Origin of the sequence: Sphingobium sp. DN12, assembly GCF_051058005.1 — a bacterium.
Classification (GTDB): Bacteria; Pseudomonadota; Alphaproteobacteria; order Sphingomonadales; family Sphingomonadaceae; genus Sphingobium; species Sphingobium yanoikuyae.
Genome location: NZ_CP173717.1, coordinates 4367853 through 4383543, shown reverse-complemented (window position 1 = coordinate 4383543; position 15691 = coordinate 4367853). Strand labels below are relative to the sequence as shown.

The 15691-nt window shown below is 58.4% G+C and carries 15 protein-coding genes; 7 read left to right on the top strand and 8 right to left on the bottom strand.

Features of this window, described 5'->3' with window-relative positions:
• The first annotated feature begins 514 nt into the window (after nucleotides 1-514).
• The gene (locus ACI6S0_RS20730) at nucleotides 515-1198 is read left to right on the top strand and encodes a CDP-alcohol phosphatidyltransferase family protein (protein ID WP_004209612.1); all 684 of its coding nucleotides are present in this window, start codon (nucleotides 515-517) and stop codon (nucleotides 1196-1198) included.
• A gap of 183 nt (nucleotides 1199-1381) precedes the next feature.
• Here ACI6S0_RS20730 and ACI6S0_RS20725 read toward each other — a convergent pair whose 3' ends face one another.
• Nucleotides 1382-2275, bottom strand: a complete 894-nt coding sequence (locus ACI6S0_RS20725; protein ID WP_279728271.1) for an SDR family oxidoreductase — start codon at nucleotides 2273-2275, stop codon at nucleotides 1382-1384.
• 394 nt (nucleotides 2276-2669) lie between these two features.
• Here ACI6S0_RS20725 and ACI6S0_RS20720 point away from each other — a divergent pair, with 394 nt between their 5' ends.
• Both ACI6S0_RS20720 and ACI6S0_RS20715 read left to right on the top strand, forming a co-directional pair.
• Nucleotides 2670-4361: an FAD/NAD(P)-binding protein gene (locus tag ACI6S0_RS20720; protein ID WP_004209608.1), complete on the top strand. Its 1692-nt coding sequence runs from the start codon at nucleotides 2670-2672 to the stop codon at nucleotides 4359-4361.
• Nucleotides 4358-4858 (top strand): DUF1543 domain-containing protein, encoded by a 501-nt coding sequence (locus tag ACI6S0_RS20715; RefSeq protein ID WP_004209607.1) that lies wholly within the window; start codon nucleotides 4358-4360, stop codon nucleotides 4856-4858. Before ACI6S0_RS20720 ends, ACI6S0_RS20715 begins: the two co-directional genes overlap by 4 nt.
• Nucleotides 4859-4918: 60 nt before the next feature.
• Here ACI6S0_RS20715 and ACI6S0_RS20710 read toward each other — a convergent pair whose 3' ends face one another.
• The 3 genes from ACI6S0_RS20710 to ACI6S0_RS20700 form a co-directional block, all read right to left on the bottom strand.
• Nucleotides 4919-5095, bottom strand: coding sequence for a hypothetical protein (locus tag ACI6S0_RS20710; protein WP_004209606.1), 177 nt, complete (start codon nucleotides 5093-5095; stop codon nucleotides 4919-4921).
• Between the two features lie 169 nt (nucleotides 5096-5264).
• Nucleotides 5265-6461 carry a DUF2252 family protein gene (locus tag ACI6S0_RS20705; RefSeq protein WP_434405977.1) on the bottom strand — a complete coding sequence of 399 codons (1197 nt, stop codon included), beginning with the start codon at nucleotides 6459-6461 and terminating at the stop codon, nucleotides 5265-5267.
• A gap of 205 nt (nucleotides 6462-6666) precedes the next feature.
• Nucleotides 6667-6921: a hypothetical protein gene (locus tag ACI6S0_RS20700; protein ID WP_004209604.1), complete on the bottom strand. Its 255-nt coding sequence runs from the start codon at nucleotides 6919-6921 to the stop codon at nucleotides 6667-6669.
• A gap of 200 nt (nucleotides 6922-7121) precedes the next feature.
• Between ACI6S0_RS20700 and ACI6S0_RS20695 the strand changes: the two genes are divergently transcribed.
• The 4 genes from ACI6S0_RS20695 to ACI6S0_RS20680 all read left to right on the top strand — a co-directional run bounded on the left by ACI6S0_RS20695 (nucleotide 7122) and on the right by ACI6S0_RS20680 (nucleotide 12096).
• Nucleotides 7122-7397 (top strand): PadR family transcriptional regulator, encoded by a 276-nt coding sequence (locus ACI6S0_RS20695; RefSeq protein WP_434404201.1) that lies wholly within the window; start codon nucleotides 7122-7124, stop codon nucleotides 7395-7397.
• Nucleotides 7398-7417: 20 nt separating this feature from the next.
• Nucleotides 7418-8572 carry a hypothetical protein gene (locus ACI6S0_RS20690; RefSeq protein ID WP_434404200.1) on the top strand — a complete coding sequence of 385 codons (1155 nt, stop codon included), beginning with the start codon at nucleotides 7418-7420 and terminating at the stop codon, nucleotides 8570-8572.
• A gap of 177 nt (nucleotides 8573-8749) precedes the next feature.
• Nucleotides 8750-10459, top strand: coding sequence for a thiamine pyrophosphate-dependent enzyme (locus ACI6S0_RS20685; RefSeq protein ID WP_434404199.1), 1710 nt, complete (start codon nucleotides 8750-8752; stop codon nucleotides 10457-10459).
• Nucleotides 10456-12096 carry an FMN-binding glutamate synthase family protein gene (locus ACI6S0_RS20680; RefSeq protein ID WP_434404197.1) on the top strand — a complete coding sequence of 547 codons (1641 nt, stop codon included), beginning with the start codon at nucleotides 10456-10458 and terminating at the stop codon, nucleotides 12094-12096. Before ACI6S0_RS20685 ends, ACI6S0_RS20680 begins: the two co-directional genes overlap by 4 nt.
• Before the next feature lie 868 nt (nucleotides 12097-12964).
• Here the strand turns inward: ACI6S0_RS20680 and ACI6S0_RS20675 are convergent.
• The 4 genes from ACI6S0_RS20675 to ACI6S0_RS20660 all read right to left on the bottom strand — a co-directional run bounded on the left by ACI6S0_RS20675 (nucleotide 12965) and on the right by ACI6S0_RS20660 (nucleotide 15629).
• Entirely contained in the window at nucleotides 12965-13111 is a 147-nt protein-coding gene (locus ACI6S0_RS20675) for a lmo0937 family membrane protein (protein WP_004209597.1), read from the bottom strand.
• A gap of 396 nt (nucleotides 13112-13507) precedes the next feature.
• Nucleotides 13508-13993, bottom strand: coding sequence for a hypothetical protein (locus ACI6S0_RS20670; RefSeq protein WP_004209592.1), 486 nt, complete (start codon nucleotides 13991-13993; stop codon nucleotides 13508-13510).
• A 267-nt stretch (nucleotides 13994-14260) separates the two neighbouring features.
• Nucleotides 14261-14449, bottom strand: a complete 189-nt coding sequence (locus tag ACI6S0_RS20665) for a hypothetical protein (RefSeq protein ID WP_230588569.1) — start codon at nucleotides 14447-14449, stop codon at nucleotides 14261-14263.
• A gap of 115 nt (nucleotides 14450-14564) precedes the next feature.
• Nucleotides 14565-15629, bottom strand: a complete 1065-nt coding sequence (locus tag ACI6S0_RS20660; RefSeq protein WP_434404192.1) for an AI-2E family transporter — start codon at nucleotides 15627-15629, stop codon at nucleotides 14565-14567.
• Nucleotides 15630-15691 lie beyond the last annotated feature (62 nt).

The window sequence follows — 15691 nt, the reverse complement described above, 5'->3', positions numbered from 1 at the left end:
GTGAAACCAATTGCGCGCGCGCTTTGTTTGTTTCGACGATGAGTCGAAAAAGGATATCGATGATGCCCACGACACCTAAAACTACCGACGGTCCAGAGGACACCGGCGCTGGCGAGCGCACCAACCGGAAGGCCGCCCAGAAGGTCTCGCCGGGAGATAGTAGCGCAACAATCGCTGGGGAAGGGCTCGGAAGCCCTGCCATACGTACCACAGACATCGACGAGCCCGACGCCCCGGCTCCGACTAGTGATCGTCCAGATAGAGGTCCGAGCGGTGCCGCGACAGCAGGAAGATTCCCAGATAATTTGCCCAAAGAGTCTCGAAGCTAAACCCGAGCGTGATTGCAGTGACGGGTAGATAGCGGACTGTTTCCAATTCTCCCTAAGCAAACTTGAAGAGGCGCTGGGAACAACGGAATCGGTCGCAAGCTGCCATCAGGCATATGCCTTGGAAGTGACGGGAGGTATCGCCATTCTCACATTGCCCAGTGAGGCTCATGGCTTCATAAGGGACTATGACAATTCCCCTAAAGAATTTAGCCGCCCTTTCCCGCATCCAAGAGAATTGGCTTGCCGCGAAAGAGCGGAAATTGCTGAACTGGTTATGCGCTCAAATGCCGCAGTGCGTCACCCCCGATCTCCTGACGGCCTTGGGCATGTTCGGTGCATGTTTGATTTTCATAGGCTATGTGGCAAGCAATCTACACACATCGTGGCTGTCGCTCGCCATTGTTGGTTATGTCGTCCAATGGTTTGGGGATTCAATGGACGGGAGCATCGCTCGCTTTCGCCGCATTGAGCGTCCTTCCTATGGCTATTTCATCGATCATAGTTGTGATGGGCTTGCGACCCTACTCATCCTTGCCGGCATCGGCCTCAGTCCGTTCGTCACCATGGACATCGCGATGGTGGCGCTTGCTGGATATTTGCTGCTCTCGATCCACGCCTATCTTGCTGCGCGCGTGCTGGGAGAGTTCAAGCTGTCATATCTCGCAGCGGGCCCGACCGAATTGAGATTGATGCTTATCGCGCTCACGCTGATGATGATGGTTTTGGGTTCTGGTCCAGGATATTTTGGGCGCCTGTCGGGCTTCGACCTGTTTGTCGGGGCAGCAGGCTTTATTCTTATTCTTCTTTTCGTCATTCAGACCTTGACCACGGGCCGGCGGCTGGCGCGCTCCGAGCGCTGGGAAGGGTGAAAAGCAGCGTCTCAGGGGCGATGGCGGATTGCAGATTTAGAAACCGTAGCATGAACGACGCAAATGGTCGCTTCCCTTCCAGCTGGTTTCCGGCAACGCCCAGGGCAATACATTCCATGAAGGCACGTTCCCGGATATTCACTGCCATAACGGCCCCACAGTGATGCGGGGCCGTTATTTGCATCACGCGATACCGGCGCCTCCCGTCACACCATAGACTTCGCCCGTGATATAACTGCCCTCCTGCGAGGCAAGCAGCACATAAACGGGCGCAATCTCGACTGGCTGACCAGGACGACCGAACTGGCTCTGCCCGCCGAACTGTCTGACCTTTTCCTGCGGCTGCCCCCCGCTGGGCTGCAGCACGGTCCAGAATGGACCGGGCGCCACCACATTGGCGCGGATGCCCTTCTCGATCAGCTGCTTTGCCAGCGCCTTGGTATAGGCGACGATGCCGGCTTTGGTCGTGGCATAGTCCAGGAGAATGGCCGACGGCTCATAGGCTTGCACCGAGGCGGTGGTGATCACGGATGCGCCAGCAGGTAGATGAGGAACCGCCGCCTGCGTGATCCAATGCATGGCATAGAGATTGGTCTTGAGCGTACGGTCGAAATCTTCCGAGCTCACGGCTGTCACATCATCGCGATATTGTTGATGACCAGCATTGATGACGAGGATGTCGAGGCCGCCTAGGCCAGAGAGCGTTTCATCGACAAGTTTGCGGCACCAGCTCTCATCGGTGATGTCGCCCGGTAGCGCCAAGGCCGTGCGCCCTTCAGCCTCGATGAGGGCGACCACTACCTTTGCGTCAGCTTCTTCACTTGGAAGATAGGAGATGGCGACATCAGCGCCTTCTCGCGCAAAGGCAATGGCTGCAGCCCGGCCGATGCCGCTATCGCCACCGGTAACGAGCGCCTTGCGGCCCTTGAGCTTTCCTGAACCGACATAGCTGTCCTCGCCATGATCAGGCTTTGGATCCATGTTTGCTGCGATGCCGGGAACCGGTTGCGGCTGCTCTGGAAATGGCGGCTTGGGATATTGCGCGCGCGGGTCCTGCATGGTGAGACGCTCTGCCATGTTCGCTCCTTGCTGAGTGGAATGATGGACATTGTCCGGGTTGCCTCCTGAGGCAACAGGGCAATTTACGAGCCGCAAGGGCATCTGGTTCCAGTGAATGAGCTGCGTAGACCGATCGGCGGGAGCAGTTGCGATGGCGGCGGCGCGCGCCCTTAAACGATGGTAGAGTTCATATCGGCGCAAGACGCGCATGCTAGACGCATCATCCGTGGTGAAAACGGCGTTCAGCTGAGGCGATCTGTCGTGACGGAGGGCGGGAGGCCGGGCTTTGAGGTCCTGTTCTGCGAGCTCATACGGTGCCGATACCGCGTGGCGCTAACAGGAAAAGAGCTTAATTCGCATCAACTATGGCAGTTGCCATGGCACTCAATGGCGCCACGGGAATTGCACTGACATGGCTACCGCAATCGCTTTCGTCGGCGCAGGTCCGACCACCATCTATACGTTGAACGCGCTGATTGAAGCCCTAGGCAATTTACCAGGCCGGCCTGACGCCAATATCACCATATTTGAACTGCAATCCCAGCCAGGTCTGGGCACCCCATATCGGCCAGGCTGGAATGATCCCGCCATGCTGTCCAACATTGCGAGCGTCGAAATTCCGCCTCTGGCAGAAACGTTGATCGATTGGCTCGGCCGCCAGGATGAAGATCGGCTTCGCGCACTCGGCATTGATCGATCAGGCATCGACGAACGGGCTTTTTACCCGCGGGTAGCGCTCGGCCGGTTCTTTCTCGACCAGTTCACCCAACTGGTCGAGCGCGCCCGGTTGAAGGGGATCGACGTTCATGTCCGCGCGCGAACCAAGGTAGTCGACATTGAAGTTGAAGGAGACAGCCTGAAGCTGATGATCGCCCCAGCCCGCTTGCCCCAGTCAATCGAGTGGTTTGATTATGTCGTCCTGGCGACCGGGCATCAGTGGCCCGAAGAGCCCGAAGTGCGACCCGGCTATTATCTGAGCCCATGGCCGGCAAGCGCACTTCAGCGGATTTCCGCTACAAAGGTTGGGCTGCGCGGAAGCTCACTGACGGCCATTGATGCCGCGGTGGCTCTGGCTGTCGCCCACGGTCAGTTCGAATGCCGGAACGGCGGAGCTCTGACATATCGGTCAAAGCCCGGCCATGAAAAGCTTCAGATAACGATGATGTCGCGCAAGGGCCTGCTTCCGGAAGCTGATTTCTACCATACTATCCCCTACATACCGCTTTCGATCTGCACGGAAGCAGCGATCACAAGCCTGATCGAGGATGGAGAAGGCGATATTCTCCGTCGAGCCTACGCGCTTTTCCGGCAGGAGCTGCAGGAGGCTGACCCGGATTATGCGAAACGCATCATGCTTGCAGACCTCGCGCCCGAACAGTTTTCGGATCGCTATTTTGGAGAGCGCGCCAACGTCGATCCATTTGAGTGGGCAGCGACCAACCTGGCAGAAGCCAAGCGCAACTTCGCCAAGGAAGTCACCGTTCCATGGCGCTATGCCATCTTGCGGATGCATGAGGTGATGGCACTGATCGTTCCGCATCTTGATGAAGATGAACTCGAGCGGTTTGATCGCTTTCTAAAGCCGATATTCATCGACGACTATGCAACAGTGCCACACCTTTCCATCGAACGCCTGATAGCACTACATCGGGCAAAAAAATTGGATGTGAAGGCATTGGGAGAAAATTACAGAATCGATAGTCATCAAGCCGATTCCGGTGTGCATGTGTTGATTGATGGCGAAGATCACCATTATCCTGTGTTCATCGAAGCAACCGGACAGCGTCCACTCAATGTTGACGCATTCCCCTTCCCAACCTTGATCGAACAAGAAATCGTCCAAAATGCCGCAGACACGCAAGGCTGCAGCGTCAAAGGTGTCGCAATCGACGAGCTCTATCATCCTGTCTCTGACGACCCGGCGGCGCGACGCATATTCTGTCTAAGCCTACCTTTCATTCTTGGTCGCCATCCCTTTGTCCAGGGCATCACCAGCTCCCATGAAATGGGCCTGGTAGTCGGCGCTGAACTGGCTTGTGCGATCGCGATACGCCCATCGCGATCGCCTGTACGGTCCGAGCACCAGCCCGGAGCACCGATATGAAGCTTTTTGCGATATATGTGGGCGGCGAACATCCCAGGGCCCATATCGAAATCCACGATATGCGGTTTGTCGTAGCTGATACGATCACGGACACCCATGCAGCATTGCGGGAGCAATGGTGGGGGACGCCAGGCACGCTGCACATAGACTGCTGGGCCGAGATCGATCATGCCGATGGCTACAATGTCACTTTACGCCCAGAGCGATGGACGGGCGCCGAGAGGCTATATTATGTCAATCTGGGAGGGTATGACCCGACGGACTTCGCGGAGCAGCATCGCAACATGTTCGTCGTGGCAACCAGCCTGTCGCGGGCGAAGGCAAAGGCGATCGAGGCCGTGGCTGGATGGAAGGACGCCCATCGTGACGACATGTATGAGGCGGAGCAGGCTTTCGCGCTCGACACGATGGTCGGAGAGCAGTTCCACATCCATTTGACACCGAGCCTGCCAGCCCGCCCGTTGAAATTCAAATGCAGCTACAAACCGCTAAAATAGAGGCACTCCAATGAAAATCGCCGCCCCGGACCGGAGCGGCGATTTTTGCTTGGAGGACCGTCAGTCGCCGGTGCCGGGCTTGTCGGTCTTGGGTAGCTTGCCATCTTCCACCCGGCCTTCGTTGCGAAGGTCGCGGCCTTCCTGGGCCTTCTTCTGACTTTCAGGCGATTTGCCATGCTCGAAAGCTTCTTCCTTAATGTAACCGGCGGCTTCCTTGGCCTTGCCTTCAATGCTCATGATACTCTCCAATCTGCTCGAGACAAATATTGTCCCGCCAGAAGGACAATCCCTAGCCAAGAGGGGCGTTCCCGGTCGCAGCTGTCGCTTTAATCTCAATCAGTGTGATTTTACCGAGCGCAGTCGGCACGTCCGCACGGCTGAGCATCCTTCCCAGACGAAAGATGTCTCAGCGCGCCAGTGCATAAATGCGACAATGGTCGAGATAGCCTGCTTCATGTCGCGCCGCCAAGGCAACTACGGCCCGCCACAACCAGGATGGGGCGTCCATGCCGTTCGATCGGCCGTTGCGCAAAGTCGTGAGCCATGCGCGGCGTGTCGCTTTGTCCATTTGTCGTGCATGGGCTTTTCCCACAACGAAGGCGAGATATCGCGCGGCTTTTAGGGCCTCGCCCCGAGAAAATTGTTCTGCCTCGATCTTGAGGTCTTGCGGCATCAGTTCGCGAACGAAGATCGAATGTCCAAGCATCCTTGCTGTGGCCATGCGCTCGCCCAGATGCGGAGACAAGGCGCGTGCTGCTGCCAGCACGCGTTCAGCAGGATCATCCGGCATGCAGGCTCCGGACGCGATCGGCGCGACAGGTTGAACAGCTTCCTTGAGATCGACCAGCGCATGATCGGTGCGCTTTTTTCCTTCCAAGGTGACGACCGCGGCAAACCGCAGAAGGCCAAGCGAACTGCAACCCTTCATCCAATAGGCAGCGTCCGCCATGACAGGTGCGCGTTCTTTCCCGCGATGATCGAGAGACAGGATCATCGCGCTGACAGGCGGATGGATCACGACATCGCGCAGGGCCGCATATTCCTTTTCATCGAGCGGCCAAAATCGCTTGCCAAGAGGAATACAGGGTTCAATCGCCTCCAGCCGCTCTTTGGCCAGATGACGCCATTTGCGGTTGAGAGCACGGCGGCGAACCGTGCGCACCGCATCAGGTTCCTGCTGGGCCTCCCGCTCGTCCTGGCCCGGGTCGGAAAAGGCTTCGGCGTAGCCCGCAATCATCTCTTCCAGCATGCGAGCGGTGATGACGCCTGGAAGATCGGAACCGCGCGCCGCAGTCGCAAGTGACAGGCCAAGGCGGATAAGATCGTGTGCGGGATTGCCAATGACCGCCTGATCAAGATCGCGTATCTGGATTGCGACATTGCCGTCGCTATCCGCTAACGGACCAAGATTGCCAAGATGGCAGTCCCCGCAGATCCAGATCGCGGGCCCTTCCGGGACGATCCGGGCAAGCCTGCTATCTTCCAGCCATTCGTAGAAACGTGCCGTGTTGCCCCGCACATAAGCATGGGCCGACCGTGCCATTTTGAGGTCGCGACGGGCATGGAGATAGGGAACACGTTCTGCAGGCGCGAATGGCTTCATGGAGACATGAACGAGCAACAATTTGTGCTGTTCCGTTAGCTTTCGCCATGGGCTTTTCAAGCTGGGCCAGTAACTGGCCTAGGGGCTGCGGCATGCAAGGCTGTAACATGCCGTGCTGCACAAAATGATGGATCGGATGGAGCTTTGGCCACGCTCTCCGAAAGCGTGGTCAGCAGCAGCGGCAGATCTTTTGCGAGGCCTGTGATCAGCAGCCCGACTTGCGCGCGAAGGCGAGGAGCGTCTCTGCGACAATCATGCGCGCGTCACCTTCTATTGCCAGGCTTTTCGGGTCGAGGCTGTGATCCAGTTCACAATTGAGGTGCGCTTGGGCAGCGCCTTCCAGATCGAGGGACAATCCCTGCAGTCGTGCCATGTTGATAGCGAATTCAAGCGTGGTCTGCGCCAGCTTGGTGGTGGCGACGGATTGCAGTCTGAGCGCGTAAGCTTCTTCTTCCGTCATGCCTTTTCCTGCTCAGGTTGTGCGAAAAGCCTGTCATCAATTCCGTGTGCGGAACTTAGTGGGACGATCGGCAATCGGTCAATCTCGAGCAACATTTTGGCGCGCTTCCATGCTCATTCCGACTGAAGCTTGACAATAAATCGATATAGGTAGATCTATCGATCATGCCTCGAACACGTTCCTTGTCCTCTCGCGCCCGGATGGTGCTTGCCATCCTGCTCGATGCCGATGGCCAATGGTCGCACGGATATGAATTGGCGCGCCGCGCTGATGTGAAATCCGGCACACTCTATCCGCTCCTCATCCGCCTGGAAGCTCAGGGACATCTGGAAGCAGAATGGCAGCAGCCAGTTGAAGCTGGCCGCCCGCCACGGCACGCTTATCGGTTGACGGCGAACGGTGTGCAGCTTGCCCGCGCCAATCCTCCCGGTCATCCGGTCACAACTGCCGTGCGCAGCCGGCAGGCAACCATATGAGCATAAGGCTTCGTCGCCGCTTGATCGATCTGGCCTGTCGTGCGCTGCAAGCTACGCTGCCCACGCCTTTGCAGCGATGGGGATGGGCGATCCGTTGCGAAGCCGCTGCCATCCCGGATGACAGCAAGGCTCTCTTATTCACGCTCGGCAGCCTATGTGGGCTCATGCCGCGTGCGGTCGCATCCCGCCTGCTGACCATCTTCGCCTCGCCTGTTGGTGACCATGTTTCCCGTCCGGAAGGATCGACCATCATGCATATCGTCAACGCCGCTACACGTCGTCCCCGTGCGCTGGGCATCGTCTGTCTGACCAGCGCTGTCCTGCTCGGCACTGCCTATATGGCGATCGCCGGCGCGCCGATGCGCTATCTTGGGGTGAACCTGGGCGCCTTGATCATCGGCTTGACTCTGCTGCTGCTGCTGGAACGCGCGGCCCGATCGGGGCAAGGTTGGACGGACGGGGCAAACCTCATGATGGCAGGCGCATTGTTGGCAACAGCTCTTTTCGGCTCCCAAGCCGATGGAATAGCGCGCTGGGTTTATTGGGGCGGATTGGCGATGCAGCCAAGTCTGATCCTCTTGCCGACAATGCTCGTCGCATTTTCGCGTTTTCGAAACGTCCCCGCGACTGTCAGCATCGTCGCGGCTGCGGCCGCAATGGCGCTTCAGCCCGATCGCGCGATGGCGGCGATGCTCGTGATCTGCCTAACCGCGCTTGCAGTCATGCGCCCCGATCGACATGTGTGCACCGCACTTGCTGCCAGCGCCGCGAGCTTTGCGGCAACGCTGATCCGTGCCGACAGACTGCCCGCAATACCCTATGTCGATCAGATTCTCTATTCATCGTTCGACCTTCATGCCGTTGCGGGACTGGCGGTATTGGGCGGCTTGATGCTGCTCGTCGTCCCTTCCGTCATTGGTTGGCGCCGGGCTGCCGAGAGCCGCGCAATCTATGTCGCTTTCGGCGCCGTCTGGTTCGCCGCGATGCTGGCGGCTGCCCTGGGCAATTATCCGACGCCGGTTGTGGGCTATGGCGGCAGCGCCATCATCGGCTATGCGCTGAGCCTGCTGGCGCTGCCGAAATTCTCCAGTGCCAACGCCCTGGCTACTGCCCCCAAGTGCGGCGCTATCGATGATATGCCCACGGATGGCCCGTTGAGCGTCGCGCTTGCCTGATGGCGTGTGGCGCTTCTATCGGCTCGCAGCTGACGAGGGGCAGCCCGTTGTAACGGAAAGAGGTGCCAGGCAGCCACCAGACGACCGAGCGCCGTTCAACATAACTCATTTGTAACGGAACATGGGTGCCGCTCGCCGCTTACCCCTGCATCTCAAGATGCTATCGGGGAACAGTTCATGACCACAGTGGCGCAGGTAATCGTGGAAACGCTCGCGGCAGCCGGGGCTAGGCGATGCTACGGCGTCCCGGGCGACACCCTCAACCATGTGACTGATGCCATCCGCAAAAGCGACATTCGCTGGGTTCATGTGCGCCACGAGGAGGCGGGCGGATTTGCAGCGGGGGCAGACTCGCTGCTGACCGGCGAATTGGCCCTGTGTGCGGGCTCCTGCGGCCCCGGCAGTCTCCACTTCATCAATGGCCTGTTCGAATCCCACCGCAATCGCGCGCCCGTGGTCCTGATTGCCAGCCAGATCGTTCGCGATGAGCTGGGCTTCGACTTCCCACAGGAGGTCGACTTCCGGTCAATCTACCAGAGCTGCAGCGTATTCTGTGAAGAGATCAGGACGCCCGCACAGGCACGGCGCAAGACCGCGATGGCAGCCCAGGCCGCTCTGGCGAAGAAAGGGGTGGCGGTACTGATCGTGCCTGCGGATGTCTCGAGCGCCAAGGCCCCCGACGAGCCACCCTTTGCGGTTCATCCCGCCCGTCCGCTCATACGCCCGACCGATGCGGATATCGACCGCATCGCCGCTGAGATCGCCAAGGGCAAGAAGATCGCCATCTACGGTGGATCGGGTTGCGAGGGCGCCCATGATCAGATCATTGCCTTGGCGCACGCGCTCCAGGCACCGGTCGCCCATACCTCGCGCGCCAAGGATTTCCTGGAGCATGACAATGCATTCAATGTCGGGATGACCGGCATATTCGGCGGTGAGGCGGGCTATCATGCGCTGATGGCCTGCGACACGCTGCTGCTGCTGGGCTGCGATTTTGCCTGGCGGCAATTTTATCCCGAAAAGGCGACCATCATCCAGGTCGACATAGATGGTAGCCATCTGGGACGACGCCATCCTGTCGACCTTGGCGTCGTGGGCGATGTTGCTGCAACGATCGAAGCGCTGCTGCCACGCATAGCATCGCGTAGCGAACGCGCGTTTCTCAACGAATGCCTAGCTCATCGTGCCCGAACGGTTGAGGATGAGGCCAAGCATGCGACCATCGGCAAAGGTGGGGCAATTCATCCCCAATATCTCACCGAGATGATTTCACGGCATGCGCCCGCCAATAGCATCTACACCGCCGATGGTGGATCGCCGATGGTATGGTGCCTGCGCCATGTCGCGGCCACCGGGCACAATCGCACCGTCATCAGCCTGAGCCATGGCACCATGGCCAATGCGATGCCTCAGGCCCTGGGCGCCAAGGCGGCGTTCCCCGACCGGACCGTGATATCCTTGTCGGGCGATGGCGGCATCGCCATGCTGTTGGGCGACCTGCTGACCGCCGTGCAGGAGAAGCTGCCGATCAAAGTTGCCGTGTTCAATAATGGTGCACTCGATTTCGTCGAAATCGAGCAGAAGGTGGAAGGCCTGCTGGAGGCCTATACCGACCTCGTCAATCCTGATTTTGCGCGCGTGGCCGAGGCGATGGGTCTATGGGGCCGGCGCGTTGAAAAAGCCGACCAGCTTGAAGGGGCCGTAAAGGACTGGCTCGCCGCGCCCGGACCGGCTCTGCTGGATGTGGTCACGGATCGGTTCGAACTGGTCATGCCGCCCAAGGTCGAAGTGGGGCAAGTTGCGGGCATGGCGCTCTATTCGGCCAAGGCGGTGCTGAACGGACGCGGTCGCGATGTGGTCGGGCTGATGCGAAATCTTCTCTCGTGAGCGAAAGACCCAATCTGGTCGCGGCATTGACCCGCGACCGTCCGCTGTCCCGAAACCTGCTGCTGCTGATCGGGCTAGTCGGCACGATTGGAGCGCTGGCCATTGGCTGGCATCATCGCCATGCGCTGTGGCTGTTGCTTGTGCTCGCGCCGATCCTGGTCCTGGCGTTGACCGATTTGTTCCAGTCGCATCATAGTCTGCGTCGAAACTATCCCGCCTCCGCCCGCTTCCGCTGGTTCTTCGAATGGTTGCGTCCATTTGCCAGGGCCTATTTCGCCGAAAGCGATCTGGATGGGCGACCCTACAGCCATGATGAACGGGCGCTCGTCTACGCTCGCGCCAAGGGCGAGGTGGATGCCCATCCATTCGGCACCGAACTCGACGTCTATTCCGACGAATATGAGTGGCTTGCCCATTCGATCGCCCCCTCCCGCAACGCCCCGAGGGAAACACGGGTCCACGTCGGCACGGATCAATGCAGTCGGCCTTATCAGGCGGCGCGACTCAATATTTCGGCAATGAGCTTCGGCGCACTCGGCAGCAATGCTATCGAGGCGCTCAACCTCGGCACAAAGATCGGTGCTTTCTATCACGACACTGGAGAAGGCGGCCTGTCGCCCTATCATCTCAAAAATGGCGGCGACATCGTCTGGGAAATAGGGTCGGGCTATTTCGGCTGCCGAGACCGACAAGGCCAGTTTGATCCAAGCCATTTCGCTGATCGGGCCGCCTATGACGCAGTGAAGATGACGGAGATCAAGCTGAGCCAGGGCGCCAAGCCCGGTCATGGCGGACTATTGCCAGCGGCCAAGGTGACGCGCGAGATCGCCGAGACCCGCGACGTGCCCATGGGCGAGGATTGCCTGTCGCCCGCTGGACACAGCGCCTTTTCCACTCCGATCCAGCTCGTCGAATTTGCTGGAAGGATGCGCGAACTTTCTGGCGGCAAACCGGTCGGGATCAAATTGTGCGTGGGTTATCCCCATGAACTTTTCGCTGTGGTGAAGGCGATGATCGAGACCGGCATCCTGATCGACTTCGTCGTGATTGACGGCGCCGAGGGTGGCACGGGGGCTGCTCCCACCGAATTGTCGGACCGGGTTGGCATGCCGCTGCGCGAGGGACTGATGCTTGCGCGCAACGCACTTGTCGGCACCAATCTCAAGGGGAAGATCAAACTGGCGGCTTCAGGCAAGGTCAGTTCGGGTGCGGGGATCGCGATGAATGCGGCTCTGGGCGCAGATTGGTGCAATGCGGCGCGAGCCTTTATGTTCTCGCTCGGCTGCGTTCAGTCCATGCGCTGTCATACCGACACCTGTCCAACCGGCGTGGCGACACAGTCACCGGCCCGTCAGAGAGGCCTGGTGATTCCCGAGAAGGCGGAGCGTGTCGCCCGGTTCCAGCAATCCACCCTGTCGGCACTGCATGACATCGTCGTCGCATGCGGCCTCAATTCTCCCGACGAGTTTACGCCGGACGGATTGCGCCAGCGGATCAGTGCCGTTGAGATGCGTTCCTTCGATGAACTCTATCCCTTCGTTGAGCCTGGGGAATTGCTCGATGGCGCTCGCGATCCGCGTCTTGCGCGCTGGTGGGCACAGGCTGATGCAACCTCGTTCAAGAGGCAAATAGACTGATCGATGGTCGGCAAGCCCGGCTCGGTCTGGCCTTGGATTGCGTTCACCCGAAAGCATTCGCCCGCGGCTGCACGAGCCACTATTCCCGGTGTCTCGCGCTGATCGTCGACGGACGAAACATATCCGCGAAAGCCGAGAAAGAAGCGAAGTCTAGCAAAAGCGAGCTACCCAACCGGGAGGGCTTTCCACAAGCTGGGTAGACTAAGCGAGGCGTCAGCGCGCATATGTCAGTTTAGAGAGCGCGGAAGACGACCCGGCAGCCTATCGATCGCTATCTTCTTAAAACTGAGTAATCGACTCATTGATTGTGGCTTGAGCCATCGAAAAATGGAGTATATTCTTTGCCTTGCAACCGCATGGGCACTGGATTGTTATGAAGAAAATATCTGGAAAAAGAAGGTAGGCATGCCACACAAGGATGTTCAAGTCAGGAAGGCTGATAACGGATTGGCGAATATTGCGAAATCCGATCCTGCGCTAGGCCTTGATCGTGCCGCTGAGAAATCATGCGCTACTTCCAAGCCCGCGCGCCGAATTCTGACACTGCCGTTCGCAACGAATTAGCAACGGAGCGGCCTGTCCAGGTGCTGCACGCAGACATCATCTGGCATGATCCGGCCATCGAAATGCCGGCAGCACGCTGTCGGGTTAGCTGCTAGCTCTCAGGTAGTAAGCACTTCTGTAGAACTGACCATGCAGAGAAATGATAGATCGGCGTCATTATGGCCAAGCTTTCCGATCGGTCAGAGAATATTGGTGATCGGGCCTCCTGCCGTTGATGAATGTTGGGGGGCGTCGGTTGCTCGCACCTAGCCCCACCAACATTCCGCTGGTTCACATCGCTGATTTTGAGCGCCCGGCTTTCCAATCAGGCTCGTCTTCCGGTCACGAACTGATAGACCAGAACGATTACGGCCAGAACCAGGAGTAGATGGATCAGGCCACCGCCGACCGGAATGACGAACGCGCCCAGAACCCAGAGAACGAGAAGGACTAGAAGAATTGTCCACAACATAGAGGCGTTCCTTTTTTATCGAGCAGAAAATTTCCAACCAGAAATCATCTTAGCCCACGCGCGAACAGGAGAGCCGTTAACAGAATGGCGCCACCCATGGCGACATGTTGGCCGGTTAAAGCTCGGGACGAAATATTGTCGTCCGACCGCTGCAGTTCTTCGGCGTCCGCGAAAATGGCCAGGTGCGGCAATGGAGTGGGTCGCGCCTCAACAAAGTGCATTAAGGGGGAAAATTGCATCAAGCCGGTCTCCTCGAAGCAATGAACGCTCAAAGATCTGAAATGGTCCAATCCGTTAGCAAACTTCGTAACGGTGAAGGATGTCAGGCTACAGACAGATGATGTGCCGATTTGCTCTGGTCTCTTGGCATTGCACGTTGCGGTGAGGAGCCGCCTTTTACGGTGAATATATTCTGCTGCCGGTGACCGGATCATATTCGGGCGGCGGCAGGCTGCTGATTCGATCCAGCATGCTCTGACTTGGCGAGACGCAACAAATATCCCAGATCTGCCCGACAGGATAAGCGCCTACCGCGAGGAAATCCCGACTCTGCTTGACTGCGCGGTGGCCGGTTCCGGCCGGCAGCATCAGCGCATCGCCGGCCGCCACCGCAATTTCAAATCCGGCCGATCCTCCAAGCGCGAGAGTGGCATGACCCGAGGCCATTCCAAGCACTTCATGCGCAGTCGAGTGATAATGGTCATAATCATAGATCTTGTCACGCCACTCAGGCAGCCAGCCATGGCTCGCAAATCGTGCCTCGAAGGCCTTGGCCAGATCCGTCCTCTCGCTTGGCTCCACGCCGAGGTACAGCCCGACCGGGATGGCGGAATTATTGGGCACCCAACCATCTCGCGAGAAAAGGATCGACTTAAAGATCATGCCTTTTCCTTGATGTTTTCAATGGACGAGTTCGACCGACAATGGCTCATATCGCAGCCCCCTCCCAAACTGCGGCGACGGGTTGCACAGTCGCGCTGGGAGGGGCCTGCATCCAATGGCTTTGCAAGCCGTAATATTCATCTCGTGGGCGATCGATAGGGCCGCAGATTTCGTTCAAGTTTTTTCCGCGATTCGCGTCTGCAAGGACAGCATCGCGAACGACCGGAGCATGCGGGAGAGAGAGATCGTGGCAGGCTTCCAGTCGCCTCAAAGGGCCATCTCGACAATATCCAGGCGATTGTCCTGCGCGTAGATCATCGCAGCCTGCAGGGCGTCCATGCGCGAGGCATAACCTCTGTTGTCGAGATTGAGGACTGGATCGCCAGGTCGGCCGCTCTCGGCGCTGATATGCCAGCGGCCCTTTTCCTGCCTGATCGCAACATATTTGAACATCATCGAAGATCCTGCAAGGCGCGCCATTGGTTCGCCGACAATGCGGCAATCGCCGTTTCGTTCCCCCCGGGTCGATCTTGCGTTCATGGAGGCTATGCGGAATCCAACAATTCCCTGTTCAGTCTCGCGTGGAAGCGGCTTTCTGCTCTGCCAATATATCCCATCCCGTCAGGAAGAAGGCCGCAGCAATCGGCCCAACCACGATGCCGCTGAGCCCAAGTGTTTCGATACCGCCGAGGGTGGTCACCAATATGAGCCAATCCGGCAGACCGGTATCTCGACCTACGAGCATGGGCCGTAGGAGATTGTCGACAAGACCGATCACAAAGACGCCGGAAGCAACCACGATGACGGCCTGCCAAAAATCGCCCGTAGCAAGCAGATAGGTCGCTACCGGCAGCCATATTATCGCAGGTCCGATCGCTGGTAGCAGGGCGGCAATCGCCATCAGCACCCCCCATAGAAGGGCGGCAGGCACGCCTACTATCCAGAAAGTTGCTGCGCCCAGCATGCCTTGCGCCAGGGCGACAATTCCCGATCCCTTTATGGTCGCGCGCACGACGATCACGAAGCGGGTTGCAATCCGATGGGCAATGGCCGGTTCAAGTGGCAGTCTTGTGATGATCTGCGATGCTAACGCCTCCCCATCGCGCAGGAGAAAGAAACTCACATAGAGACCCACCCCAAAGGAAAGCACGAAAGCTGCTGCGTCCGCGCCTATGGTCAATGCGCGCTGCGTCAATATGCTCGCGCTGTTGCTCAATGCCTGAGAGATCTTGGCTTGTGCCCGCTCAAATGTGCCAAAACCGGCATTCTCAACCCAATGCTGCAATCGCATCGGCAAAGCAGCATGCACCTGACCGAAATAGGTCGCAAAGTCGATCTGGCCACTTCTGATCTTTGCGTAGACGCCGCTTGCCTGCTCGATCACGAGACTCCCGATTATCAAGGCCGGCATGATGACAGCTATGATAATGATGAGCAGCGTCAACGCCGCCGCCATGTTGCGTCGCCCGCGACAGTCTAACAGGATACGTCTGTAAAGCGGCTGAAAGAGCAAGGCCGCCAGAGCAGCCCACAATAATGCCGAGATGAAACCTGAAACAATCAGACCCAGCCCGAGCGTCGAGATGGCGATGAAGAGGATCAATCCTCCATTGTCGATACGCTCGCGCGAAATCATCCAAATCCCGATCGTTTATTGCTGATGTGCTGAGCGGGACCAGCGCCCTGTGCGTGGGTGCA

Bases quoted from the DNA above. Each gene is read 5' to 3' on its own strand.
- ACI6S0_RS20730 (WP_004209612.1), top strand. From the start codon at position 515: ATGACAATTCCCCTAAAGAATTTAGCCGCCCTTTCCCGCATCCAAGAG.
- ACI6S0_RS20725 (WP_279728271.1), bottom strand. From the start codon at position 2,275: ATGGCAGAGCGTCTCACCATGCAGGACCCGCGCGCGCAATATCCCAAG.
- ACI6S0_RS20720 (WP_004209608.1), top strand. From the start codon at position 2,670: ATGGCTACCGCAATCGCTTTCGTCGGCGCAGGTCCGACCACCATCTAT.
- ACI6S0_RS20715 (WP_004209607.1), top strand. From the start codon at position 4,358: ATGAAGCTTTTTGCGATATATGTGGGCGGCGAACATCCCAGGGCCCAT.
- ACI6S0_RS20710 (WP_004209606.1), bottom strand. From the start codon at position 5,095: ATGAGCATTGAAGGCAAGGCCAAGGAAGCCGCCGGTTACATTAAGGAA.
- ACI6S0_RS20705 (WP_434405977.1), bottom strand. From the start codon at position 6,461: ATGAAGCCATTCGCGCCTGCAGAACGTGTTCCCTATCTCCATGCCCGT.
- ACI6S0_RS20700 (WP_004209604.1), bottom strand. From the start codon at position 6,921: ATGACGGAAGAAGAAGCTTACGCGCTCAGACTGCAATCCGTCGCCACC.
- ACI6S0_RS20695 (WP_434404201.1), top strand. From the start codon at position 7,122: ATGGTGCTTGCCATCCTGCTCGATGCCGATGGCCAATGGTCGCACGGA.
- ACI6S0_RS20685 (WP_434404199.1), top strand. From the start codon at position 8,750: ATGACCACAGTGGCGCAGGTAATCGTGGAAACGCTCGCGGCAGCCGGG.
- ACI6S0_RS20675 (WP_004209597.1), bottom strand. From the start codon at position 13,111: ATGTTGTGGACAATTCTTCTAGTCCTTCTCGTTCTCTGGGTTCTGGGC.
- ACI6S0_RS20670 (WP_004209592.1), bottom strand. From the start codon at position 13,993: ATGATCTTTAAGTCGATCCTTTTCTCGCGAGATGGTTGGGTGCCCAAT.
- ACI6S0_RS20665 (WP_230588569.1), bottom strand. From the start codon at position 14,449: ATGATGTTCAAATATGTTGCGATCAGGCAGGAAAAGGGCCGCTGGCAT.
- ACI6S0_RS20660 (WP_434404192.1), bottom strand. From the start codon at position 15,629: ATGATTTCGCGCGAGCGTATCGACAATGGAGGATTGATCCTCTTCATC.